This window comes from Neisseria sp. 27098_8_112 (assembly GCF_041433235.1).
GTDB lineage: Bacteria > Pseudomonadota > Gammaproteobacteria > Burkholderiales > Neisseriaceae > Neisseria.
Window position 1 is genome coordinate 1 of record NZ_JAPWBB010000020.1, and the last position, 24,496, is coordinate 24,496.

Genomic DNA, 24,496 nt, shown 5'->3' on the forward strand with positions numbered 1-24,496 from the left:
GGTAAATGGTCAAAGGCCGTCTGAAAGTTTCAGACGGCCTTCAATATTAAATATAAATCGAAAATCAGAGAAAATATGAATATCAAACAAATTATCCAAGCCCTGCCCAAAGCCGAGCTGCACGTCCATATCGAAGGGACGTTCGAGCCGGAGTTGATGTTTGAAATCGCCAAGCGCAACCATATAGCGATTCCTTATGAAAATGTCGATGCGGTACGGCAGGCTTATGATTTTCACAATTTGCAGTCGTTTTTGGATATTTATTATGCCGGTGCCGGCGTATTGTTGCACGAGGCGGATTTTTACGATTTGACCCGCGCGTATCTTGAGCGTTGCCGCGAAGACAATGTCGTGCATACGGAAATATTTTTCGATCCGCAAACCCATACTGTGCGGGGCGTGGCGTTTGAAACCGTGATTAACGGCATTGTCCGCGCCTGCCGTGAAGCCGGGCAGCAATGGGGCATAAGCACGCGTTTGATTATGTGTTTCCTGCGGCATTTGTCGGAAGAAAGCGCATCTGAAACCTTAAATCAGGCTTTGCCTTATAAAGAACACATCATCGGCGTAGGCTTGGATTCGAGCGAACTGGGGCATCCGCCGTCTAAGTTTGAACGCGTGTTTGCTCAGGCGCGGGCGGAGGGTTTGTTGACGGTGGCCCATGCCGGAGAAGAAGGACCGCCGGAATATGTTTATGAGGCTTTGGACTTACTGCATATCCGCCGTATCGATCATGGCGTACGGGCGGAAGAAGATGAGGCGTTGATGGCGCGTTTGATTAAAGAAAAAATGCCGTTGACCGTTTGCCCGTTGAGCAATTTGAAATTAAAAGTGTTCCCTGAAATGGCAAAACACAATTTGCGCCGTATGTTGCAACGCGGCGTATTGGTAACCGTCAATTCCGATGATCCGGCGTATTTCGGCGGCTATATGAACCGCAATTTTGAAGTACTTGCCGAGGCTTTGGATTTGAGTGCGGAAGAAATCAAAACCTTGTGCGCCAATTCGTTCCGCGCTTCGTTTTTGAGCGATGCGGAAAAGGAAGCATGGATACGGAAGATTGAAAGTTTTTAATGTCGAATAACGATAAAAGGCCGTCTGAAAAAGTTTCAGACGGCCTTTGTTGATGGCGGTTAATAGTCGACTTTGATTTTGGGCGTTTCCTGCGCAGCTTTGTATTCTTCTTCCAATTCAAAGCGCAGCGGATACAAATTCAGTTTTTCCATCAGCAGGCGGTCGCCGTCTTCGTCCGGATTGCCTGTAGTCAACAGCTTGTCGCCGTAGAAAATCGAGTTTGCGCCAGCCATGAAACACATGGCCTGCATGGATTCAGGCATATTGCTGCGGCCTGCGGACAGGCGGACGTAGCTGTGCGGCATAGTAATCCGCGCCACAGCGATGGTGCGGACAAATTCCGTCCAGTCCAAATCTTCGGCATCGGCCAGCGGCGTGCCTTCTACTTTGACCAACTGGTTGATCGGCACGCTTTCGGGCTGAGGATCGAGGTTGGCAAGGCTGGCAATCAGGCCTGCGCGTTCGGCACGGGTTTCGTTCATGCCGACGATGCCGCCGCAGCAGACTTTCAAACCGGCATTGCGGACTTTGCCCAAAGTATCCATGCGGTCTTCGTGTTTGCGGGTGTGGATGATGTCGTTGTAGCGTTCGGGGTCGGTGTCGAGGTTGTGGTTGTAGTAGTCCAGGCCGGCTTTTTTGAAGTCTTCAGCCATGCCGTCTTCGAGCATGCCGAAGGTGCCGCACACTTCCATGCCCAAGCCTTTCACTGCACTGATGATTTCGGAAACGACAGCCACGTCTTTGGGTTTGGGGCCGCGCCATGCCGCGCCCATGCAGAAACGGCTGGCGCCGCGCGATTGGGCAATTTTGGCTTTTTCGACGATTTCGTCCACGTCCATCATCTGCTCTTTGCCCAGATTGGTGTTGTGGTGTGCCGATTGCGGGCAGTAGGCGCAGTCTTCGGGGCAACCGCCGGTTTTGATGGAGAGCAGGGTGGAAAGTTGGATTTCGCGCGGGTTGAAGTTTTGGCGGTGGATTTCGGCGGCTTGGAAAACGAGGTCGAGGAAAGGTAGTCCGAATAAAGCCTCGACATCGCATTTTTTCCAATAACGCGCAGTCGGATGCGGCTTGCGCTCGGTTTGACGGCGTAAGGCTACGGGAGATACGGTCATAGTGTGTTCTTTCGTGTTTACAGCGACGCAGTGTCGCTGACGGCTTGACTGCCGGCGCAATGACGGCAGCAGCAGGTTTGAAATCAATATAAAAGGCCGTCTGAAACGGCGCAGCAAGTGTAACGCTTTTGATAATGTAGAGCAAATGTTTCAGACGGCCTGAAATATGGTTTGCCCGGGTTTGCTATAATCGCATTTTTAATTTTTCCGTTTTCTTATGAACGCGCCCAAAGCCTTCGCCGTACTTGGCCCGACCGCCGGCGGTAAAACCGCACTGGCCTTAAATATTGCCCAATCGTTGCCGGTGGAAATCATCAGTTTGGATTCCGCGCTGGTGTATCGCGGTATGGACATCGGTACGGCCAAGCCGACTGTCGATGAGCTTGCCGCCGTACCGCATCATTTGATTGATATTATTTCGCCGCTGGAAAGTTATAGCGCGGCGGATTTTGTCGGCGACTGCGTGCGCTTGGTGAATGAAATACATACGCGCGGTCGCTATCCGCTGATTGTCGGCGGTACGATGATGTATTTCCACGCATTGACGGAAGGTTTGAACGATTTGCCCAGTGCGGATGCGGCAGTGCGCGCACAACTTCAGGCGGAAAAGAACGAACACGGTCTGGCAGGCCTGTATCGTCGTTTGCAGGAAGTTGACCCGATTACGGCAGGCCGTCTGAAAGCCAATGACAGCCAGCGTATTGAGCGCGCTTTGGAAGTCTATCTTTTGACCGGCAAGCCTTTGAGCGAACATTTCACGGAGCAGAAGCAGGCCGCGCCTTTATTTGATTTATGCACGGTTGCCCTTATCCCCGAAGACCGCCATTTGTTACACCGGCAAATCGAAAAACGCTTTTTAAATATGCTGGAACACGGTTTCCTTGATGAAATGCACGCCTTACGCCGCGATTATCCGCAACTGCATGCGGATATGCCGTCTATGCGCTGCGTGGGCTACCGTCAGGCTTGGGATTATCTCGAAGGCGAAACCGATTATGACACCTTTGTCGAAAAAGGCATTGTCGCCACGCGCCAGCTTGCCAAACGCCAGTTGACCTGGTTGCGGAAAATTCCTTTGGCGCACACGTTAGATCCTTACGCAGACAGCGATTATGTTCAGACGGCCTTAGCCTTGGCGCGTCAGCATTTTCAGGAATAATCCATGCTGACTACGCCACCACTTGCCCCTAAAACATTGGCCGCGCTAAAAGAATTGGGTATTCGTACACTGGAAGATTTGCAAAAAATCGGCGCAGTCCGATCGTTTCTATTACTGAAAGCATCGGGTTTGACCGTAACCAAAAGCACCTTGTGGCAACTGGATGCGTTGGTTTCGGGTGTGGATGTCCGGCATATTTCCGAGGAGAGAAAGACGGAGCTGGGCAAGACCTTGAAAAACCATCCGCCTGTTGCCGTTTTCCCTTCGCAAAGCGATATGGAAGCCTTTATGCGGCTGGCGATAGAACAGGCCAGACAATCGGCGGCATTGAGCGAAGTCCCCGTTGGCGCGGTCATCGTATATCAATGCAAGGCAATCGCAGCGGCACACAATACCTGCATTGGCGACCACAATGTCAGCCATCATGCCGAAATCAATGCACTTTCCGCCGCTGGTAAGGCCTTGCAAAACTACCGTTTGGAAGATTGCGACGTGTACATCACATTAGAGCCTTGCTCCATGTGCGCATCTGCCTTGATACAGGCGCGGGTCGGGCGCGTGATTTATGGTGCGGCCGAAGCTAAAACCGGTGCGGCAGGCAGCGTGGTTGATTTGTTTGCCGACAAACGTCTGAACAAGCATACCGCAATTTTGGGCGGCATATTGGCAGAAGAATGCCAAAGCGTATTGCAGGATTTCTTTGCGGCCAAACGTAAGGCCGTCTGAATTTCAGACGGCCTGTCAGCAAAAACACTTTATTTTAAATTTTCGGATTTCAAATGTCAGTCAATCATTACGAAAACTTCCCTGTCGGCTCCATTGTGCTGCCGCGCCGTTTGCGCAAGCCGGTTCACGCCGTTTACGCTTTTGCACGGACGGCGGACGATATTGCCGATGAAGGCAATACCGAAGCAGCCGAACGCCTGCGCCAACTGGACGAACTGAAGGCAGAGTTAGACCGTATTGCACAAGGCGGTAAACCGCAAACAGCTTTGATGCAGCGTTTGCATAACGAAGCGATTGAGCCGTTTCAATTGCCGTTGCAGCCGTTTTACGATTTGCTGGCGGCGTTCAGTCAGGATGTGGTCAAAACCCGTTATGAAAACTTTGGCGAATTGATTGCCTATTGCCGCTTGTCCGCCAATCCGGTGGGGCGCATTATGCTGCATTTGTACGGGCAAACCGATGAAGTGAGCATGGCGCAAAGCGACGGCATTTGCACTGCCTTGCAGCTGATTAATTTTTGGCAGGACGTGGCGGTAGATTGGCAGAAAGGGCGCGTGTACATCCCTCAGGAAGATTTGCAGAAGTTCAAAGTCAGCGAAGAGCAGATTGCGGCCGGCAAAGCCGACTTCGCCTTCCAACGACTGATGGCGCACGAGTGCCAACGTGCTTTTCAAATGCTGAAGGCCGGATCGCCGTTGGGCAAAACCCTCAAAGGACGAATCGGTTTTGAGTTGCGCATGATTATTGTCGGCGGCCAGTTGATTTTGCAGAAGCTGGACGGTTGCAAATATGATGTGTTTAACCAGCGGCCGTTGTTGGATAAGAAAGACTGGATGATTATCATCAAACGGGCTTTGATGAAGAAATAAAAAAGGCCGTCTGAAATTGAGGTTTCAGACGGCCTTGATGTTTTTCGATTAGCGGTTTTTCAAACGGTTGATGCGGTTGTCCAAAGAAGGATGGGTACTGAACCAAGAGTCTTTGGCATCGCTGGCAATGCCCATTGCCGTCATGGTTTGCGGCAGGTCGCTGGGGTTGCCTTTTAAGCGTTGCAGGGCGGCAATCATTTTCGGCGCGCCCACCAGTTTTGCAGCGCCCGCATCGGCGCGGTATTCGCGTTGGCGGCTGAACCACATCACAATAATGCTGGCAAGGAAGCCGAATACAACCTGCAAGACCATGCTGACCATGAAATATGTACCTTGCGACGTACTGCCGTCATTGTTGCGCGCCACCATGCTGGAAACGATACGCGCCAAGAAGACGACAAAAGTATTCACAATACCTTGAATCAGCGTCAGCGTTACCATATCGCCGTTGCCGACGTGCGCCATTTCATGCGCCAAAACGGCTTCGACTTCATCGCGGGTCATGTGGTCGAGCAGGCCGGTGCTGACAGCGACGAGCGAGCTGTTTTTGGTCGCGCCGGTTGCAAAGGCGTTAGGCTCGGGAGAGTCGTAAATGGCGACTTCCGGCGTTTTCAGATTCCATTGGCGGGCTTGCGCTTCAACAGTTGCCAACAGCCAAGCTTCTTCTTCGCTTTGGGGCTGGTCGATGACGACGGCGCCGACCGAATGTTTGGCGATGGTTTTCGACATCAGCAGGGAGACAATCGAGCCGCTGAAGCCGACGACTGCGGAATAAGCCAACAGGCTGCCGACTTGGTCGGTACTGTTGATGCCCAAGATGGCCAAAATAACACGGATGACAACCAGAACTGCGATATTGGTTGCGATAAATAAGAAAATGCGTTTCACCGATTATTCCTTTTTAGTGTGGTTTGTGAGGTGATTTTTATATGGGCGCATTGTCTCAAAAACTCTATAGAGAGGAAACAGCGCAATAGGCAAAGGTATGCAAATTCAAAGCAATTGAAGCAAAGGCCGTCTGAAAAGGTAGTCTCAGCCAGTGAGAATCGCTTTTCAGGCGGCCTTTTATAGGTAAAACTATCTGCCGGCTTCTTCCAGCCAGTTGCGCGGTATGAGGAATTGATTGAGGCGTGCTTCGGGTGAACCTTCTTCCGGCACATATTGATACTCGAAGCGTACCAAAGGCGGCATGGACATCAAAATGCTTTCCGTGCGTCCGCCGCTTTGCAGGCCGAACAGCGTGCCTCTGTCCCAAACCAAGTTAAATTCGACATAGCGTCCGCGACGGTAGAGTTGGAAATCTCGTTCACGTTCTCCATAAGGCGTGTTTTTGCGTTTGGCCACAATCGGCAGATACGCTGCGATATAGCCTTCCCCGACTGCCTTGATAAAGTTCAAGCAGGTATCGAAATCCCAACGGTTTAAATCGTCAAAAAACAGGCCGCCCACGCCGCGTGTTTCGTTACGGTGTTTTAAATAGAAATATTCGTCACACCATTGTTTGAATTCAGGATAAACCGATTCGCCAAATGGCGCGCATACATTCCGCGCCACTGTGTGCCAATGCACGATATCTTCTTCAAAAGGATAAAACGGCGTTAAATCAAAGCCGCCGCCAAACCACCAAACCGGCTCGGCATTTTCAGGATAGGCAATAAAAAAGCGCACATTGGCATGGCTGGTCGGAACATAAGGATTTTTCGGATGAATGACCAGCGACACGCCCATGGCTTCAAACGCCGCCCCCGCCAATTCCGGACGATGGGCCGTGGCAGAAGCCGGCATTTTTGTTCCCTTTACATGCGAAAAATTTACACCGGCCTGCTCGAATACTGCGCCGTTTTTCAATACGCGGGTTTCGCCGATACCCAGTTTCCCCGTCCACGCTTCATGCACAAATTTGGCTTCGCCATCTTCTTGCTCCAGCGCGGCGCAGATTTGGTTTTGCAGGGTTTTGAGGAGGGTTAGAACGGATTCTGTGTGCATGATATTTCCTTGATGGTTTCGTATTTGTAAAATAACAGGGCGGAAGATGATTTAAGTTTTTGAAACTAATTGTTATTTTTCTGTTTCTTTATTATGGGTAAATTTTTGCATGGGCGTATCTTGCAATCAAGCGTTACTCATCGGCAATAGATTGAAAGGTATCGATGATATTGCGATACCTTTCAGACGGCCTTGATTTATTCAGTAAAAAAAGTATGTGCGCCCAAATAGTTTTTGGCGTAAAACGGAGTGGAAAGTTTTTCGGTTTTGATGGTTTTGCCGCTGCTGGGTGCGTGGATAAATTCACCGTTGCCGATGTAGAGGCCGACATGGGAGTATTTGTGTGCGCCGCCGGTATTGAAAAAGACAAGATCGCCGGCTTTTAATTTGCCGTCGGGAATTTTTCGGCTGGCCGCGGCCATATCGCGCGCGGTGCGTGGCAGGTTGACGTTGAGGGCGTTTTTATAGACGAATTGGATCATGCCGCTGCAGTCAAAGCCTGTGGATGTCGTGCTGCCGCCCCATTTGTAGGGCGTGCCGATCAGGCCTAGGCTGTGAAGCATCAATTCCTGCGAACCTTGGGTGCGGTCGATATGGGAAATGCGGACAGGTTGGACTTTTCTGGCGGTTGTTTGCGGCTTGTGGGATTTATGCTTGCCGGTTGTGCCGCAGGAGGCCAACAATAGGCCGGTGGTACAAACAAATAGGGTTTTACAGATGAGTCGAGACATGGTGAATTCCTCCGGCCGCATGATTTCAGTTTTCAGACGGCCTCTATAATAATCCTTCTATGGGCAGGATGGACAGGATTTTTGAAGTAATCCGTTTCCAGAACTTGGCTTCGGGTTCGTGTGCGTAAGTTCGTTTTTCGCTTGGGTCATACCAGTATAGTTTATTGTAATTGCCAAGCGTTACCTGATAGGCGTAGCTTGGGGTAGTTGTTACGAGGGTGCGCTGCATTTTGCCTGCGATTTCGGGGCTTTCGATGACGACGCCCATTTCGGTATTGAGGCGTGCGGAGCGTGGGTCGAGGTTGAATGAGCCGATGAAAATGCGTTTCTCGTCCACGATGAATGTTTTGGCATGTAAGCTGGTGGCGGAGCTACCGGTTAAGCCACGGTCTTTGGAGGTCGGAACGGCATGGTTGGGCTGGAGCTCGTAAAGTTTGACCCCGGCTTTAAGCAAGGGCTTGCGGTATTTGACGTAGCCTGAATGGACGGCGGCAACGTCGGTCGCCTGGAGGGAATTGGTCAGGACGGTAACGTCCACGCCGTTGTGAATCAGCTTTTCTATGGCCTTAACACCTGATTTTGTGGGTACAAAATAAGGGGAGACAAGGTAAACGCTTTTTTCAGGTTGCTTGAGGGCGTCTTGCAGGCGTTCGGAAATAGGCGGTTTGTGCCGGTCGCGGTCTAAGCCTTTGGCCGGGTCATCGCTGATCAGGCGTGTGCTGACGCTTTGCCACTCCATAAGGTTGCTCTGCATTTTTTGATAGAGGTTGGAGTGTTCGATGCTTTGACGGTAGCGGATAAGCGTTTGGTTTTTATCTTGGTCGGTGTAATCGAGCTCTGCCAATCCTTTTTGCAGGTTTCCCCGTTTGATGATGCTTGTTGCGTTATAAGCGGAATGGCTTGCCCAGTAGCGGTCGAAGTCTTGGGATACTTCGGTTACGACGCGGCCTGTGGCGAGGATATCTAGATCGGCAAAGATGGTATCGTCGTTAACCTTAAAATATTCGTCGCCGATATTGCGTCCGCCCAAAATGGTGGCACGGTTATCGGCGGTAAACGATTTATTGTGCATTCGGCGGTTAAGTCGCGGAAAGTCGGCAACGTAGCCGAGTGCACGCCATTTTCTGAAAATAAAGGGATTAAACAGACGGACTTCGATATTGGGATGATTGTCGAGTGCCAGCAGGAGATCATCCATGCCGTTGGTGTTGTTATCGTCCAGAAGCAAACGCACACGGACGCCGCGTTCGGCCGCGCGATGAATCAGGTTGAACAGAAGCTTGCCGGAGATGTCGTTGTGCCAGATATAGTATTGTAAATCGAGGGTATGGTCGGCGGATTCAATCAGGGCGGCACGGGCGACAAAGGCTTCATGGGCATCGTTCAGCAGATAGATATGGGAAACATCGGTCTTAGAGGATGTAGAAGGAATACCTAAGGCGCTGTCCAGTCGCGGCGTTGCAGGTATGTCAAGATACCTGCTTTGGGTGCGTTCGTCCAATGATGGCAAAAACGCGGCGCAACCGCCCAATAGCAGGGTATAAAGAAGAGGAAGATGAAATTTCATGGGAAACCGGTACAAACAATCCCTACCTAAATGACATTTAGGCAGGGATCGAATTGAAATTAGGTTGCTTGAATCAGCTTAGAAGGCAACATAATTTGCCGGGTTGACCGGTTTGCCGTTTTGACGGATTTCAAAGTGCAACTGGGTGCGGGATGCATCGGTATTACCCATGTGCGCAATGGTTTGACCGCGTTTAACGGTTTGGTTTTCATTAACCAGCAGGCGTTGGTTGTGGCCGTATGCGCTCAAGAATGAGGAGTTGTGTTGGATGATGACCAAGTTGCCGTAACCGCGCAAGCCTGAGCCTGCGTAAACGACTTTACCATCTGCCGCTGCAACAACAGGCTGGCCTTGCGTACCGGCGATATCTACGCCTTTGTTGCTGCCGCCGAAGTTGGCGATAACGTTACCGGTAGTCGGACGCTGCCATATGATGCCGCTGACGTTGCGGCTGCTGCCGGTAGACACGGTTGGTGTATTGGCAGGTGTGCTTGGAGCTGGAGCAGTGGTTGTCGTTGTTGGAGTAGAAGGTTTGCTTGCAGAAGCTGCAGGTGCAACGTAGCCTTCAGGTTTTACGCGCAGGGTTTGACCAATGCTGATGGTGTTGTCGGCCAGGTTATTCCATGCACGCAGATTGTCTTGGGTAATGTTGTAGCGTTTGGAGATGTTGTAAACGGTATCACCACGAACAACGGTATGTGTCGCTGCATTGATATCAACAGGCGCATAAGAAGGCGTGTAAGTGCCGGTGCTGCCGCTGTTGTATGTTGGAGCAGGTGTACTTGCCGGTGGAGTGTATGGAGCATCTGCCGCTGGGCTGGTGTTGGTATTGTAAGGCGCTGCACCGTAAGGATTGTCAGCGGTAGAGCCTGTTGTTGAACCACCGCTTTGTGTGCCGACGACTACAGGAGCCGGTTGTTGGCTGGCACAGGCTGCAAGTAATAAAACCAAAGCTGCCGATCCGGCATAAGATACACTTTTTTTCAACATGTTAATGACTTTCGTATTCAGGTAATTGTTCTCGTCGGGGCATATCATAATAAAAATATGCTTGTTTCTCAAGTGTCCGGCTGTTAGGGACTGTTAAGGTGCAGGGATTTCTGACCAAAAGGAAGCGGTTTGCTCCATTTGTCCGTAGGCAGTCAAATCGACTTGCAGGGGGGTAATCGTGATGAAGCCGGACGCGCATTCGCCAAAGTCGGTACCTTCTTCGCTGTCGGAAACATCGCCGACCGGCCCAATCCAATAAATTTGTTCGCCACGTGGATTATACATGGGAACAATGCTTTGTTCATGATGACGACGGCCGAGCCGTGTAATTTTTATGCCTTGGATATCCTCAGGTGCGACGGCAGGGATATTGATGTTCCATAAGATGGGTTCGGAAATAGGGCGTTTGAGAAAGTAGGAAAGCAGTATCCAAGCGGCTTTTTCCGCGGTTTCCCAATAACGGCCGCTGGAGTCGGCAAGCGAAAAAGCAATGGCGGGAATGCCCATTAAATAGGCTTCAGTCGCGGCGGCAACCGTACCGGAATAAAGCGTATCGTCGCCCATGTTTGCGCCGTTGTTAATGCCGGACAAGACTAAGTTGGGTTTGAAGTCGGCAAGGGCATGCTGGCCGACATGAATGCAATCGGTGGGGGTGCCGTTCACATAGTAAAACCCGTTTTCCGCCTGTTTCAGTTGTAAAGGACGGTCTAAAGTCAGGGAATTGCTGACGCCGCTGCGATCGCGTTCGGGCGCAACCACCCTGACATTGGCAAATTCTGCACATACTCTTGCCAAAACAGCCAAACCGGGCGCAAGATAACCATCGTCGTTTGAGATTAATATGTTCATGTGACAATATTGTGTCTATCGGTAAGATGGACGGTATTGTACTGGTTTGCTTGAGCGATTGTCCATGAATCGGCAACGTTTGGGCGGAAAGGATAATAATGAAACATTATGAGTTAGATCCCAAAGCTTTATTGGGCGGCGTGATTGCTTCAGACGGCAATCAGGAGATTGTTCAGCTTTCACTGCAGAAGAATAATGAAATTCCGGCATATGAGGCGGATGCGATTATTTTGCTTTTGGTTTTAAACGGCAAAGCCGAAATCAAAACGGTGGACGAAGTTTTGCAAACCGAAGGCTTGCAAGTTATCCGTCTTGAACCGATGGAGGCGCACAGCATTCGCGCGTTGGCCGATAACACCAATATTTTGGTTATCAAACAATTGATTCATGAAACCGGTCTCAGCAAACGTTTGAGATTTGGAAGTTGCTGTCTGTAATGGCAATAAAGGCCGTCTGAAAAGTTTCAGACGGCCTTTTTAAAATTAACTAGATTTATTTCAAACCTTTTTTCACCAAGTCTTCATAACCGCCATGGTTAGTTACGTTGGTGTAGCCGGCTTTTTTCAGCTCGGTCAGTGCAGCTTCTGCTCGGCGGCCGCTGCGGCAGTAGAGGTTTACCGGCGCATTTTTATCCGGGCTGACGGATTTGATGCGGTCAACGATTTGATCGTGCGGAATATTGAGTGCACCTTGCAAATGGCCTTCTTTAAATTCTTCGGCAGAGCGGACATCAATCCAAACGCCTTTTGCTTTTGCAGGTTGTGCCGCACTTTTTTCAATCTTAGGCATAGAGGCTGCGGAAGCGGCCAAAGGAGTGGCAATAGTGGCGGCAAAAAGTACGGCGGTCAGCAGTTTCTTCATGGTTCAATCTCCTATTTAGACAGAAAACAATATGATAACTTTATCAGTTTAGCATTTCATCAGGCCGTCTGAAAGGAGAGTCGGCTTTCAGACGGCCTGATTTTACAAACCGATTAGCGTTGGGTTTCTACTGCTTCCAAAGCGCGTAAAGCGTAGGTATAAGCGGCACCAGCGTTCAGGGCGATAGCAGTGGCCAATGCGCCGGCGATTTCACTTTCGGTTGCCCCAGCTTTGGCTGCGGCGGCTGCATGCACGCTGATGCAGCTTTCGCAACGTGTGGTAATGGCAACGGCGATGGCGATCAGTTCGCGTGTTTTGGCATCCAGTGCTTCGGCAGCGGCTGCTTGATCCAGTGCGCCGTAGGCTTGCAGCATTTTAGGATGGTTTTTACCCAGTTCGCCGAATGCTTTTTTTACCAAGGCGGTATGTTCAGGCCAGTCTTTAAACATGATATGTCCTTTCTTAATGTGAGTGGATAAGATAAAAAATCCTATCCGTTTGTGTTTGGTGTGTGTATTATTGCAATAATTGGAAGAATAAAATCGTCAAAACATCTCATTTATTGGTAAAAAACACTATGGATATTTTGGATAGGCTGGTCGAATTGGCGCAGGTAAAAGGCAGCGTGGATGTTCAATGTCTGTTTCGTGGGGAGTGGTATGTGCGGCATGAACCAAAGCGTGCGCATGGTTTGGTACATATCGTAACTGCCGGTTCGGGTTATATCCGAATTGATGGGGAGCAAGAGGCCAGGCTGCTGAGTGCGGGGGATATCATTTTTTTCCCGCGCAGCGTAGGGCATACTTTGAGCAGCGACAGCAGTTGTGAAAATCTTGGCGTCAACGTGCTGACGAGTGAAAAAGGCGCATTTAAAGTCAAGCAAAGTCATGCAGGAGGCGATGCGGCTTTGCATCTTTTCTGCGCGCGGTTTGAATATGAAGCGCAGGCGGATATTATGGCGGGGCTGCCTGACACGGTTTTGCTGAATATCAACCATCCGTCTTTACAGTATTTGGTGGCATTGTTGCAATATGAGAGCGGTCAGGCATTGTCCGGCTCGGTAGCGGTTGTGAACGCATTGGCTTCGGTGTTGCTGGTATTTCTACTTCGAGCTAGTCTGGAGAAAAATGGGGAAGCGCAATTAAGCGGTTTGTTGAATGGTTGGCAGGACAAACGTTTGCGGAATCTGCTTCAGGCAGTAGTGGATAAGCCGGAAGAAGAGTGGAATATTGAGAAAATGACCGAGATTGCCAACTTGTCTCGCGCCCAGTTAATGCGGGTATTTAAGCAGCAGACGGGAACAAGCCCGCACGCCTTTGTAAACAGTATCCGCTTACAGCAGGGGGCATTATTGTTGAAACAGACGTCGGATTCGGTTTTATCGGTTGCACTCTCGGTCGGTTTTCAATCGGAAACGCATTTTGGCAAGGCATTTAAAAAGCAATATGGGATATCGCCGGGGCAATATCGTAAGAATGATCGCGCTGATGAAGCAGCAGTACAAGCGGAAGAAATGCCGATTTACTTTATTTGAACAGATGATAAAAGGCCGTCTGAAAGTGTAAAAATGAAATCTAGGATTTCTAAAACACTTTTCAGACGGCCTTAATTTTAAAACGTATCAATCAAACAGAATTAGTCCAGTTTTTTGAAATGACGGCGACGTTCCAATTCGCTCAGATAGCGTTTACGCAGGCGGATGGATTGTGGCGTGATTTCAACCAGTTCGTCATCGTCGATGAATTCAACTGCGCCTTCCAAAGTCAATTTGATCGGCGTAGTCAGGCGCACGGCTTCATCTGTACCGCTGGCACGGACGTTGGTCAGTTTTTTACCTTTCAGAGGGTTTACCACCAAGTCGTTGTCACGGCTGTGGATACCGATAATCATACCTTCGTAGACTTTGTCGTTTGGAGAAACGAACATACGGCCTCGGTCTTCCAAGTTCCACAGGGCATAAGCAACAGCTTCACCTTGCTCTTGAGAAACCAGTACGCCGTTGTGACGACCGGGCATATCGGGTTTAACCGGTGCGTAGTCGTCAAAAACGTGGCTCATCAAGCCGGTACCGCGGGTCAAAGTCAGGAACTCGCCTTGGAAACCGATCAGGCCGCGTGCTGGAATGTGGTACTCCAGACGGGTACGGCCATTGCCGTCGCTTTCCATATTGGTCAATTCGCCACGGCGGCGGCCAAGCTCTTCCATAACGGCGCCTTGGTTGTCATCAGGTACGTCCACAGTCAGGTTTTCGTAAGGCTCGCATTTTTGACCGTCAATTTCACGGAATACCACGCGCGGTTTGCCGACTGCCAATTCAAAGCCTTCGCGGCGCATGTTTTCCAACAAAATGGTCAGGTGCAATTCGCCACGGCCGGAAACGCGGAATACATCAGCGTCGGCAGTATCTTCAACACGCAGGGCAACGTTGGTCAGCAATTCTTTTTGCAGACGGTCGCGGATTTGGCGGGAAGTCACGAATTTGCCTTCAGTACCGGCCAAAGGAGAAGTGTTGACCATAAAGTCCATGGTCAGGGTCGGCTCGTCCACGCTCAACATAGGCAAGCCTTTAGGATTGTCTTTGTCGGTAATGGTTACGCCGATACCGATGTCTTCGATACCGGAAATAATCACGATGTCGCCGGCTTCAGCTTCTTCCAAAGGTACGCGTTCCAAGCCTTGGAAACCCAACAGTTGGTTGATACGGCCTTGGGCAACTTGTTCTTCATGATTCATCACGGCAACGACTTGGCCGGGTTTGATGCGGCCGTTCAGGATGCGGCCGATACCGAGGCGGCCGGTGTAGTTGTCGTAGTCCAGTTGGGAAATTTGGAGTTGCAGCGTTTCGTCTGCGCTGCCGCTTGGAGGAGGCGTGTGTTTCAAAATGGTCTCGAACAGAGGACGCATGTCGCTGCTCTCGTCGTTTTCATCCAATTTGGCAAAGCCGGACAGGCCGGAAGCATAGACGATAGGGAAGTCCAATTGTTCGTCAGTTGCGCCCAAGTTGTCGAACAATTCGAATGTTTGGTCGATAACCCAGCTTGGACGGGCAGACGGTTTGTCGATTTTATTGATAACAACGATAGGTTTCAGACCCAAAGCCAAGGCTTTTTTGGTCACGAAACGGGTTTGCGGCATAGGGCCTTCTTGTGCGTCAACCAACAGTACGACGCAGTCAACCATGCCCAATACACGTTCCACTTCGCCACCAAAATCGGCGTGTCCCGGGGTATCTACGATGTTGATGTGGTAGCCTTCGTATTCGATGGCGGTATTTTTAGCAAGAATGGTAATGCCGCGCTCTTTTTCAAGATCGTTGCTGTCCATTACGCGCTCTTCTACTTGCTGGTTGGAACGGAATGTACCGGACTGGCGCAGCAATTGGTCAACTAATGTGGTTTTGCCATGGTCGACGTGGGCGATGATGGCAATATTGCGGATTTGTTTCATGATGATTTATGTGTTTCAGCTAGGTGCTTAAAAAAAAGATAACTGGTAATTATAGCACGATTCCTAAGTATTGACCGAGTAGAAGATTCAAAAAAATGAGGCAAAAGCAGTTGAGAATAATTCATAATTAAATTTGATTGATTTTGTTGGATTATTTGCTTTTATTTATGGTTAACGAATGTAAATGTTTTTGAATAATGCAATGGATTCTTAATATTAATGTCAAAAAATTGTTATTAAAAACAGGGGATTAATTTTTCAGACAGCCTTTTAGGTAGGTTAAATTTTTTGATAATTGTTTGTATTTTAAATAGAAAATTTGTCAAAAGTGCTACTTGTGCATACAATTACCTCATTCCATAACAACACACGAATCTTCATTCGTGATTATCAACTTTTAAAAGAAAGAGAAAGAATTATGCAAGGCAACCAAGCAGTTATTGATTACATGAACGAATTATTGTCTGGTGAATTGGCTGCTCGCGACCAATATTTTATCCACTCTCGCCTGTACTCTGAATGGGGTTACACCAAACTGTTTGAACGTTTGAACCACGAGATGGAAGAAGAAACCACTCACGCCGAAGATTTCATCCGTCGTATCCTGATGTTGGGCGGCACTCCTAAAATGACCCGTGCCGAACTGAACATCGGTACTGACGTAATCTCTTGCCTGAAAGCAGACTTGAACACTGAATACGAAGTACGCGATGCCCTGAAAAAAGGCATCAAATTGTGCGAAGAAGCTCAAGACTACGTTACCCGCGATTTGATGATTGCCCAACTGAAAGACACTGAAGAAGATCACGCTCACTGGTTAGAACAACAACTGCGTCTGATCGAATTGGTCGGCGAAGGCAACTACTACCAAAGCCAACTGTAATCTAGCGTATAACGTATAAGGAGCTGAATATGAAAGGCGATCGCTTAGTTATTCGCGAGCTGAACAAAAACTTAGGTTTGTTGCTGATTACCATTAACCAATACTTCCTGCATGCCCGCATTTTGAAAAACTGGGGCTTTGAAGAATTGGGCGAACATTTCTTCAAACAATCCATCCGCGAAATGAAATCCGCAGACGATTTGATCGAGCGTATTTTATTCTTGGAAGGCCTGCCTAATCTGCAAGAACTGGGTAAACTGTTGATCGGTGAATCTACCGAAGAAATCATTGCCTGCGATCTGAAAAAAGAGTATGAAAAACATGATGCTCTGGTTGCAGCCATCGCTCTTGCAGAAGAGCAACAAGACTACGTCAGCCGTGATTTGTTGGAAAAACAAAAAGACATCAACGAAGAACACATCGACTGGCTTGAAACTCAGCAGGAATTGATTGGCAAAGTTGGTTTGCCAAACTACCTGCAAACAGCGGCGCAAGAGGACTAAAACACAAACCACTGCCAAATATAGTAGTCCCTGCTCCCATCAACGGCATATCTTTACGGATATGCCGTTTTCTTTTATGGAAATGCTTAAAGGCCGTCTGAATGTTCAGACGGCCTTGATTTTATATCGCTTTCAAACGGTATAGATAAGTAGTTTCCTTGTTTCTGGCAAACGCCAAAGGATCGGATTCATCTATTGCTTTTTTGTGTTGCGGTTTGGTTTTCAAAATATCGACTACATTGAGCGAGGCCGTCTGAAAGCATTGGTTTAGAAAGTCTTTATCGCGCAAATGCAAGTGTTCTGCCAAGTCGGAAATAATCAGCCAGGCTTCACCGTTTGGATTTAAGTGATGACGTACACCGTTGAGGAATGCAGTCAGCATGACATGATTGGGGTCGTAAAGGGCAGTCTCAATAGCGGAGGTCGGTTTTGCCGGCAACCAAGGCGGATTGCAGACGATAAGGTCAGCGCAACTTTCGGGAAATAAATCAATCGATTGGATGTTGACAGCCTTATTCAAGCCTAGGCGTTCGAGGTTTGCTGTGGCGCAGGCAATTGCTTTGGGGTTGGTGTCCGTGGCAATGATGTCGGGTATGCCTCGTTTGACGAGAATAGCGGCAATCACGCCTGATCCGGTGCCGATGTCAAAGGCCGTCTGAATATTGGGAGCGAGTGGCGCTTGGGCGATTAAATTCAAATATTCGCCACGCAGTGGAGAGAATACGCCGAAAGGAACATGGATTTTTCCGTCTAGCTGCGGAATGTCTATGCCTTTTTTGTGCCATTCGTGCGCACCGATAAAGCCCAGTAATTGATTCAGAGGCAGAAGAAACGGTTTGTCGTTTGGTATGTCGTAAACATCGCACAAGGCGACGTAGATGTCGGGTGCACGTGCATTGTCCAGTTGAAAATTAGGTTGGATTTCGATGGCAAGCATATTGAGCAAACGGCTTTGTTGCGCCTGTTTCATACGGTGGGCATGAAAGGCCGTCTGAATATCGGCAGGTGCGCCTTTCTTTTTTTCAGACGGCCTGCGGATACGTTTTTTCATTGCAGATAAGACTTGCTTGGCATTGTGAAAATCGCCAGTCCAAACGGTTGCAGTTTGCGCGTAGGCATTTTTTAAGATTTCTGCTGCACCTGCTTCTTGTATGTAAACCGCCTGCTTAGGCTGCTTTTGTGTGCTTTCGTTGCGCCATTCGATGTCGGAGCGGTTGGTAGGGATGGTGTGGGGCATAATGCGTTTCAAATCGTGGAAATAGAGGATTAGTTTACTATATTTAGGATGTGTTCGGTTTGAGAGGAGCTTTATAATAGTCTAAATTGGACAAAATGTATAAAAATTTATCAAATTTTAAAATTTATACCAATATTTTGATAAAAATAGATTGTCGTTTTGTCTAAAATGAGTATAATGCACAACCAGAACACAATAATCTTAATCAGATTTGGACAAGGAACATCATGCAATTAGACATTGACCGTTTGGTTGCCTATTTTGGCGGCGTAAACGCGCTGGCCGAAGCCCTGAAACAGCACGACCCGGAAAATGCTGCGACCACAGCGGCTATCTACAAATGGCGTACACGCGGTTCTCTGCCTTTGGCTCAGTTGCAAAAACTGACCGCTTTGGCGGAAGCGCAAGGCAGACCGCTTGATTTGAATGCTTTTTTACAAAAAAACGAATCTCTGGAGAGAACAGAAATGACACAAACCAACCGCGTTATCATTTTCGATACCACTATGCGCGACGGCGAGCAGTCGCCTGGTGCATCCATGACCAAAGAGGAGAAAATCCGCATTGCCCGCCAGTTGGAAAAGATGGGTGTTGATGTGATTGAGGCAGGTTTTGCAGCAGCCAGTCCGGGCGATTTTGAATCGGTTAATGCGATTGCCAAAATCATTACCAAATCTACAGTTTGCTCATTGGCGCGTGCCGTTGAAAACGATGTGCGCAAAGCAGGCGAAGCTGTTTCCCCTGCTCCGAATAAACGTATTCACACTTTTATCGCCACCAGCCCGATCCACATGGAGCACAAACTGAAAATGAAGCCGCAGCAGGTCATCGATGCGGCGGTCAAAGCGGTAAAAATTGCCAAAGAATATACTGACGATGTGGAATTTTCCGCCGAAGACGCCGTGCGTTCGGATTTGGACTTCCTCGCCAAAATCTTTACGGCGGTTATCGAAGCGGGGGCGACTACTATCAACATTCCCGATACTGTCGGCTACTCCATCCCTTCCGTATGGTACGAGCGTATCAGTAACATCATCAAAAGCGTGCCCAACGGCGACAAAGTAGTCTGGTCGACCCACTGCCATAATGACTTGGGTATGGCGGTTGCCAACTCGCTGGCTGCTGTTCAGGCAGGTGTGCGTCAGGTGGAATGTACCATCAACGGCTTGGGAGAACGTGCGGGTAATGCCAGCCTTGAAGAAATTGTGATGGCGTTGAAAGTGCGTCATGATTTGTTTGGCTTGGAAACTGGCATCGATACCACGCAAATCGTGCCGGTATCCAAACTGGTATCCACCATTACCGGCTATCCGATTCAGCCAAACAAAGCAGTAGTCGGTGCAAACGCTTTTGCACACGAATCAGGCATCCACCAAGACGGCGTGTTGAAACACCCTGAAACCTATGAAATCATGACTGCCGAATCAGTCGGCTGGTCAACCAACCGCCTGACTTTGGGTAAACTCTCCGGCCGTAATGCTTTCAAAACCAAGCTGGCAGATTTGGGTATTGAGTTGGAAAGTGAAGAGGCATTGAATGCGGCATTTGCACGCTTCAAAGAGCTGGCGGATAAGAAGCGCGAAATCTTTGATGAAGACTTGCACGCTTTGGTGTCTGACGAAATGGGCAATATGAATACCGAAAGCTATAAATTCATTTCCCAAAAAATCAGTACCGAAACCGGCGAAGAACCGAGCGCCGATATTGTGTTCAGTATTCGCGGTGAAGAAAAACACGCTTCCGCTAGCGGCTCAGGCCCTGTTGATGCCATCTTCAAAGCCATTGAAAGCGTAGCACAAAGTGGCGCAACCTTGCAGATTTACTCTGTCAATGCGGTAACTCAAGGTACAGAAAGCCAAGGCGAAACTTCCGTCCGCCTGCAACGTGGCGACCGTGTGGTCAACGGCCAAGGTGCGGATACCGACGTGTTGGTGGCTACTGCCAAGGCTTATCTGTCTGCACTGAGCAAATTGGAATTTGGTCAAGCCAAGCCTAAAGCGCAAGGCAGTGGCATGATTTGATTTATTGAAAAAGTAAAGGCCGTCTGAAATCGTAGTGATACATTTCAGATGGCCTTTTTTATTTGGTCAAAGAACGAATCTGTTTACTGAAGTTTAAGCAGTCGGTCTTGTTCGACAGAAAAAACGCCGTTTACCTTTTTGAAATATGCAATGGCATCTTCAATATTGGTCTTGGAAGGTGGACGAATAGCAATGCCGTTCAGGTTTTTGTATTCGTAAACCAAAGTTGCACCCGAGGTTTTCACTGCTTTTAGCAATGGCGCAGAACCGATTTGGGCATCATAGAAGATAATCAGATTGCCGGTTGTATCTTGGGCTTGCTGTTGAGATGAGGTGGCAGTTGATTGAGCGGGAGTGCTTGGGCTTTGGCAGGCACAAAGCAGGGTGGAGAGTAGGATAAATGCTAGGGTTTTCATGGCATTAATTCAATTTGATAAAAGAAAAAAGGCCGTCTGAACACTCGTAAAATGAAATCAAAGTTCCCCTTTACACCTTTCAGACAGCCTTAGTTCCTTATGCTTCAGGCAATTCCATGGCTAGAACGGTTTGTTCTTGTTTGGCACGGAAGGCCGCCAGTTTTTCAGCCAACTCAGGATTTTCGTTGGCCAAAAGTGAAATGGCAAACAGCGCTGCATTGGCCGCACCGGCTTCGCCAATGGCAAATGTGGCAACAGGCACGCCTTTAGGCATTTGCACAATCGAAAGCAGGGAGTCTTCGCCGCGCAGATATTTGCTGGGAACGGGAACGCCCAAGACAGGAACCGTGGTTTTGGCAGCGACCATGCCCGGCAAATGCGCTGCGCCGCCTGCGCCGGCAATGATGGCTTTGATGCCGCGTTCTCGTGCGGTTTCGGCGTATTCAAACATCAAATCAGGCGTACGGTGTGCAGAGACGACACGCGCTTCGTATTCAACGCCGAATTCTTTGAGAAATTGTGTTGCCTGCTGCATCACCGGCCAATCGCTGTTGCTGCCCATAATAATGCCGACTTGGATCATGAGGAGTTCCTTTTGCTTGAATGGATTAAGGGTAAAAAAATATTCAGACGGCCTTGGGGATGACAAGGCCGGCTGAACGTTTATCTTTGTTTGAGACTGATAGAAGCGCGTTTTGCCGCTTCGCTGTTGGGGAAGCTTTGTATCAGTTTGCGCCATGTGCTGCGGGCGATGTCTTTTTGTTGCAGTTTGTATTGGCACTGGCCGATGCTGTACATGGCATCAGGAGCTTGCGGGCTGTTGCGGAATCGGTTGGCGTAGCGGTTGCCGATTTCGATAACGGATTCGCAGTTCCCCAGACGTTGTTGGCTTTGCAGAAGCAGGTACATATTGCGGCGGGCAATTTCGCTGCCGTTGCCGCCGTCTGCCTCTTTCAGAATGGCTACTGCGGCGGAGAAGTTGTTACGCTGATAGTATTTTTGCGCCTGATTATAAAGGCGCAGTTCGTTTTGCGAAGCTGAGTCTGTTTCAGACGGCACGCTGCCGCCATTGGCCAAATAGTTCATTTTCAGCTTGCGGTCGTCCAATCGCTGGGCTTTGGGGTTGGAAGCCGAAGTAGTCGGACGCTTGATGGTTCGTTGTTGTTCCAGTGTGTGCAAGCGTTGATTTAATTCTTCAACCGTGCGTTCCAGTCGGGCAATTTGTATACCTAAGTGGTCAATCTGGGTTTGTGCGTCCAAACGCGGATAGGGGATACTTTTTTCATGTAAAGGCTCACGCGGAATATCCGGTAGGACAAAGTTGGGATTGTCGGCAGGTTGAGGAGGCTGGGAAACGGTGCATGATGCGGCCAATAGAGTAAGCGGCAAAAGAAACAGGGAATGTGATAATGTTTTCATCGGATTGTGTCGTTTTATTTTTTGAGTAGTAATGTCAAACCGTCGCCGATAGGCAGGGTAATAGGAATAATGCGTGTATCGTGCGGCAGATTTTGGTTGAAATGGCGCAGGATATCCAAGCTGGGCGGGTCATTTTCGGCAGCTTCATTCATGACGCGCCCACCCAATAAGATATTGTCGATGACAATCACGCCGCCACTCCGTACCAGTTGCAAACAGCGTTCGAAATATTTCGGTGTAGGCGGTTTGTCGGCATCGATAAGTGCCAAGTCGTAGCTTTCCGATTCGCCTTGCGCAATCAAATCATCCAAAGTCAGCAAAGCAGGTTGCAGATGAAGCGAGATTTTATGCGCTACACCTGCTGCTTTCCATGTTTCGCGAGCAATATCGGTAAAGGTTACATTGATGTCGCAAGCCGTGATTTTGCCGTCTTCGGGGAGGGTAAGTGCCATGGCTGTGCTGCTGTAACCGGTAAAGATGCCAACTTCCAAATATTTTTTTGCATTCAGTAACTTGGCCAACCACACCAACATGGCCGCCTGCTCTTGGGCGATGGCCATCTTTCCCAGACGATGTGATTGGGTACGCTCGCGCAATGCGGTCAAAACGGGATGTTCGGATTGACCAATGCTGTTGAGGTAATGTTGCAATGCCGGATCGGTATTGTGCGTGTTGGTCGTCATGCCGATACGGGATTAGTCTTGATAGTAGGTGTACGGTTTTTTGTTGACTTTGGCCGCTTCAAATTCGGTCTGCTCTGTCGGATTGAGGGTAACATCCCACAGTAAATGGCGGTTTTCGAGGCGTTGTGCTTCCATTTCGGGATTGTCTTCCATGAGTTTGTCTAGGAATTGGGTAGCTTCGGATTTGTAGTGGTACATGATGTTCTGCCTGCATCGTTGTCAGACCGTCATTATAGCCGATATTTTTTGCCAATACGCTAATTAATCGAACTTCCATAAGGTATAATGGCACGTCTTTTTTAGGCCGTCTGAAGCCTTTGCTCAATGTTTTGCCCCTTCTGCGACAGAATATTGTGCAAAGGCTTAAGCCAGACAAGTTTCAGACGGCCTTTTTTATTGTGAAAAGAGCTACTTATGTTAAAAAAATGGCTGCATAAAGTGTTGCCTAAAAAACACGTCAAATCGTTGCCCGAAAAGGAAATTATCCCGCTTGAGCAACACGGTATCCGTGCGGATATGTTGAGCTTTGCCGCAGAGAAAATTGCCAAACGCCTGCATGAAGCCGGTTTTCAGGCTTATGTTGTAGGTGGGGCCGTTCGGGATTTGTTGCTCGGGGTTGAGCCCAAAGACTTTGATATCGCAACCGATGCCACGCCGGAGCAAATCCGCAAAGTATTCCGCCGCAGCCGCATTATCGGCCGCCGCTTCCAAATCGTTCATGTGATGATTGGTCCTGAAACCATTGAAGTGACGACGTTCCGCGGTGGCGATAAGGTTCAGCAAAATGCGCAAGGCCGCATTATGAAGGACAATACTTACGGCAGTATTGAAGAAGATGCCATGCGTCGCGACTTTACTTGTAATGCGCTGTATTACGACCCGATTAAAGAGGAGATTTGGGACTTCCATCAGGGCGTGGCTGATGTTGCCGATAAAAAATTGGTGATGATAGGCGACCCTGCCGAACGCTATCAGGAAGATCCTGTCCGTATTCTTCGCGCCGTCCGTTTGTCTGGCAAGTTGGGCTTTGAAGTGGAAGAGCAAACGGCTTTGCCGATTGCCGAATATGCAGGCCGTCTGAAAAATGAGCCTGTTGCCCGTTTATTTGATGAAATTCTGAAAATCCTGTTTTCCGGTTATTCCCGTGCCTGTTTGAAGCGGCTAAACGAGTTGGGCATTCCCGAAGGCATCCATCCGCTTTTAGATGCCTTGAAAACTGCCGAAGCGGCCGATAAACGTATGATTATGTTGGCCTTGAAAAATACTGACGAACGTATCCGTGCGGATAAGTCCGTTTCCGTCGGTTTCGTATTGGCGGCGGTATTGTGGCCGACACTAAATGCTATGTGGCAACGAAATCTAAGCCATGGAGAAAAACCTGTCCCTGCATTGATGGATGCGATGAACACCATGCGTGACACAGTAGAGAAGGGTTGGGGCGTACCGCAACGATTTTCTGCAACCATGCGTGAAATCTGGCAATTTCAGCCGCAATTTGACAATATGCGCGGCGCGCGCCCGTATCGTCTGTTGGCACAAGCCCGTTTCCGAGCAGCTTATGATTTTCTGATTTTGCGTAGCGAGGTTGGCGAGGTTGATAAAGAGATGGCTTCTTGGTGGACAACTTTCCAACATGCCGATGAGGAAACACGCCAGCAAATGACTGCGGCCAATGATCACAAACGTCAGAAACAAAGTGGATCAACTGATGGGAAACCCAAACGTCGCCGCCGTCGTCCGAAAAAGAAAACCACTGAGGCCGAATAAATTATCAAAATAAATTTAAGGCCGTCTGAAGCGATTAAATCTCTTGAGATTTGGTTTTCAGACGGCCTGAGACCTTTGCAAAAAAGTCCTCCCCCAAACAGCCGAAACCTAAACACAAGTTTTCGGCTGTTTTTATTTCAAATATCCACTGATTCTACTCAAATACCCCCTTAATCCCCCTTGGATACCTGATTAA

General features: G+C 49.0%; 26 protein-coding genes. 10 read left to right on the plus strand and 16 right to left on the minus strand.

Annotated elements, in window-relative coordinates; all coding sequences use genetic code 11:
- Positions 1 to 75 precede the first annotated feature (75 nt).
- The gene (locus O3682_RS10665) at positions 76 to 1,074 is read left to right on the plus strand and encodes an adenosine deaminase (RefSeq protein WP_371510046.1); all 999 of its coding nucleotides are present in this window, start codon (positions 76 to 78) and stop codon (positions 1,072 to 1,074) included.
- Positions 1,075 to 1,133: 59 nt separating this feature from the next.
- Here O3682_RS10665 and bioB read toward each other — a convergent pair whose 3' ends face one another.
- Positions 1,134 to 2,186, minus strand: a complete 1,053-nt coding sequence (gene bioB, locus O3682_RS10670) for a biotin synthase BioB (protein ID WP_004519884.1) — start codon at positions 2,184 to 2,186, stop codon at positions 1,134 to 1,136.
- 217 nt (positions 2,187 to 2,403) lie between these two features.
- Here bioB and miaA point away from each other — a divergent pair, with 217 nt between their 5' ends.
- The 3 genes from miaA to hpnC are packed head-to-tail and all read left to right on the plus strand — an operon-like array spanning position 2,404 to position 4,940.
- On the plus strand, positions 2,404 to 3,345 hold the full coding sequence (gene miaA / locus O3682_RS10675) for a tRNA (adenosine(37)-N6)-dimethylallyltransferase MiaA (RefSeq protein WP_371510047.1): 942 nt from the start codon (positions 2,404 to 2,406) through the stop codon (positions 3,343 to 3,345).
- Between the two features lie 3 nt (positions 3,346 to 3,348).
- On the plus strand, positions 3,349 to 4,071 hold the full coding sequence (tadA, locus tag O3682_RS10680; RefSeq protein ID WP_371510048.1) for a tRNA adenosine(34) deaminase TadA: 723 nt from the start codon (positions 3,349 to 3,351) through the stop codon (positions 4,069 to 4,071).
- 53 nt (positions 4,072 to 4,124) lie between these two features.
- The gene (hpnC, locus tag O3682_RS10685) at positions 4,125 to 4,940 is read left to right on the plus strand and encodes a squalene synthase HpnC (protein ID WP_371510049.1); all 816 of its coding nucleotides are present in this window, start codon (positions 4,125 to 4,127) and stop codon (positions 4,938 to 4,940) included.
- A gap of 48 nt (positions 4,941 to 4,988) precedes the next feature.
- Here hpnC and htpX read toward each other — a convergent pair whose 3' ends face one another.
- The 6 genes from htpX to surE all read right to left on the minus strand — a co-directional run bounded on the left by htpX (position 4,989) and on the right by surE (position 11,063).
- Positions 4,989 to 5,828 (minus strand): protease HtpX, encoded by an 840-nt coding sequence (gene htpX, locus O3682_RS10690; RefSeq protein ID WP_295848684.1) that lies wholly within the window; start codon positions 5,826 to 5,828, stop codon positions 4,989 to 4,991.
- A 189-nt stretch (positions 5,829 to 6,017) separates the two neighbouring features.
- A complete protein-coding gene (gene hemF, locus O3682_RS10695) occupies positions 6,018 to 6,926 on the minus strand; it encodes an oxygen-dependent coproporphyrinogen oxidase (protein ID WP_371510051.1) in 909 nt (302 codons plus the stop codon).
- A gap of 197 nt (positions 6,927 to 7,123) precedes the next feature.
- Positions 7,124 to 7,657, minus strand: coding sequence for a C40 family peptidase (locus O3682_RS10700; RefSeq protein ID WP_314512340.1), 534 nt, complete (start codon positions 7,655 to 7,657; stop codon positions 7,124 to 7,126).
- Positions 7,658 to 7,700: 43 nt separating this feature from the next.
- Positions 7,701 to 9,224 carry a phospholipase D family protein gene (locus O3682_RS10705; RefSeq protein ID WP_371510053.1) on the minus strand — a complete coding sequence of 508 codons (1,524 nt, stop codon included), beginning with the start codon at positions 9,222 to 9,224 and terminating at the stop codon, positions 7,701 to 7,703.
- Between the two features lie 78 nt (positions 9,225 to 9,302).
- The gene (locus tag O3682_RS10710) at positions 9,303 to 10,214 is read right to left on the minus strand and encodes a peptidoglycan DD-metalloendopeptidase family protein (protein WP_371510055.1); all 912 of its coding nucleotides are present in this window, start codon (positions 10,212 to 10,214) and stop codon (positions 9,303 to 9,305) included.
- A 93-nt stretch (positions 10,215 to 10,307) separates the two neighbouring features.
- Positions 10,308 to 11,063, minus strand: a complete 756-nt coding sequence (surE, locus tag O3682_RS10715) for a 5'/3'-nucleotidase SurE (protein ID WP_371510057.1) — start codon at positions 11,061 to 11,063, stop codon at positions 10,308 to 10,310.
- Positions 11,064 to 11,161: 98 nt separating this feature from the next.
- On the opposite strand from surE, the gene O3682_RS10720 reads away from it, so the two are divergent.
- Entirely contained in the window at positions 11,162 to 11,500 is a 339-nt protein-coding gene (locus tag O3682_RS10720; RefSeq protein ID WP_004520298.1) for a cupin domain-containing protein, read from the plus strand.
- A gap of 55 nt (positions 11,501 to 11,555) precedes the next feature.
- Here the strand turns inward: O3682_RS10720 and O3682_RS10725 are convergent, their stop codons facing one another.
- Positions 11,556 to 11,924, minus strand: a complete 369-nt coding sequence (locus O3682_RS10725) for a rhodanese-like domain-containing protein (RefSeq protein ID WP_371510058.1) — start codon at positions 11,922 to 11,924, stop codon at positions 11,556 to 11,558.
- 113 nt (positions 11,925 to 12,037) lie between these two features.
- The gene (locus O3682_RS10730) at positions 12,038 to 12,373 is read right to left on the minus strand and encodes a carboxymuconolactone decarboxylase family protein (protein WP_003686488.1); all 336 of its coding nucleotides are present in this window, start codon (positions 12,371 to 12,373) and stop codon (positions 12,038 to 12,040) included.
- A 128-nt stretch (positions 12,374 to 12,501) separates the two neighbouring features.
- On the opposite strand from O3682_RS10730, the gene O3682_RS10735 reads away from it, so the two are divergent.
- Positions 12,502 to 13,458 (plus strand): AraC family transcriptional regulator, encoded by a 957-nt coding sequence (locus O3682_RS10735; protein ID WP_371510060.1) that lies wholly within the window; start codon positions 12,502 to 12,504, stop codon positions 13,456 to 13,458.
- 101 nt (positions 13,459 to 13,559) lie between these two features.
- On the opposite strand, the gene typA is transcribed toward O3682_RS10735, so the two are convergent.
- Positions 13,560 to 15,371, minus strand: coding sequence for a translational GTPase TypA (gene typA / locus O3682_RS10740; RefSeq protein ID WP_371510062.1), 1,812 nt, complete (start codon positions 15,369 to 15,371; stop codon positions 13,560 to 13,562).
- A 418-nt stretch (positions 15,372 to 15,789) separates the two neighbouring features.
- On the opposite strand from typA, the gene bfr (O3682_RS10745) reads away from it, so the two are divergent.
- Together bfr (O3682_RS10745) and bfr (O3682_RS10750) are read left to right on the plus strand one after the other, a co-directional pair.
- Positions 15,790 to 16,254, plus strand: a complete 465-nt coding sequence (bfr, locus tag O3682_RS10745) for a bacterioferritin (protein ID WP_004520304.1) — start codon at positions 15,790 to 15,792, stop codon at positions 16,252 to 16,254.
- A 29-nt stretch (positions 16,255 to 16,283) separates the two neighbouring features.
- Complete coding sequence (gene bfr, locus O3682_RS10750) at positions 16,284 to 16,757, plus strand: bacterioferritin (RefSeq protein WP_003680736.1); 474 nt, start codon at positions 16,284 to 16,286, stop codon at positions 16,755 to 16,757.
- Between the two features lie 121 nt (positions 16,758 to 16,878).
- On the opposite strand, the gene O3682_RS10755 is transcribed toward bfr (O3682_RS10750), so the two are convergent.
- Positions 16,879 to 17,994: a methyltransferase gene (locus O3682_RS10755; RefSeq protein ID WP_371510063.1), complete on the minus strand. Its 1,116-nt coding sequence runs from the start codon at positions 17,992 to 17,994 to the stop codon at positions 16,879 to 16,881.
- Positions 17,995 to 18,221: 227 nt separating this feature from the next.
- On the opposite strand from O3682_RS10755, the gene O3682_RS10760 reads away from it, so the two are divergent.
- Complete coding sequence (locus tag O3682_RS10760; RefSeq protein WP_371510065.1) at positions 18,222 to 20,015, plus strand: 2-isopropylmalate synthase; 1,794 nt, start codon at positions 18,222 to 18,224, stop codon at positions 20,013 to 20,015.
- A gap of 83 nt (positions 20,016 to 20,098) precedes the next feature.
- On the opposite strand, the gene O3682_RS10765 is transcribed toward O3682_RS10760, so the two are convergent.
- From O3682_RS10765 to O3682_RS10785, 5 genes are all read right to left on the minus strand, one after another.
- A complete protein-coding gene (locus tag O3682_RS10765) occupies positions 20,099 to 20,431 on the minus strand; it encodes a hypothetical protein (protein WP_070649747.1) in 333 nt (110 codons plus the stop codon).
- A 97-nt stretch (positions 20,432 to 20,528) separates the two neighbouring features.
- Positions 20,529 to 21,014 carry a 5-(carboxyamino)imidazole ribonucleotide mutase gene (gene purE / locus O3682_RS10770; RefSeq protein ID WP_070649745.1) on the minus strand — a complete coding sequence of 162 codons (486 nt, stop codon included), beginning with the start codon at positions 21,012 to 21,014 and terminating at the stop codon, positions 20,529 to 20,531.
- Positions 21,015 to 21,094: 80 nt separating this feature from the next.
- Complete coding sequence (locus O3682_RS10775) at positions 21,095 to 21,850, minus strand: tetratricopeptide repeat protein (protein WP_070649742.1); 756 nt, start codon at positions 21,848 to 21,850, stop codon at positions 21,095 to 21,097.
- 14 nt (positions 21,851 to 21,864) lie between these two features.
- Positions 21,865 to 22,533 carry a class I SAM-dependent methyltransferase gene (locus O3682_RS10780; protein ID WP_070649740.1) on the minus strand — a complete coding sequence of 223 codons (669 nt, stop codon included), beginning with the start codon at positions 22,531 to 22,533 and terminating at the stop codon, positions 21,865 to 21,867.
- A 12-nt stretch (positions 22,534 to 22,545) separates the two neighbouring features.
- On the minus strand, positions 22,546 to 22,731 hold the full coding sequence (locus O3682_RS10785) for a DUF3460 family protein (protein ID WP_070649738.1): 186 nt from the start codon (positions 22,729 to 22,731) through the stop codon (positions 22,546 to 22,548).
- A 216-nt stretch (positions 22,732 to 22,947) separates the two neighbouring features.
- Here O3682_RS10785 and O3682_RS10790 point away from each other — a divergent pair, with 216 nt between their 5' ends.
- A complete protein-coding gene (locus O3682_RS10790) occupies positions 22,948 to 24,300 on the plus strand; it encodes a polynucleotide adenylyltransferase PcnB (protein ID WP_371510070.1) in 1,353 nt (450 codons plus the stop codon).
- The last annotated feature ends 196 nt before the right edge of the window (positions 24,301 to 24,496 follow it).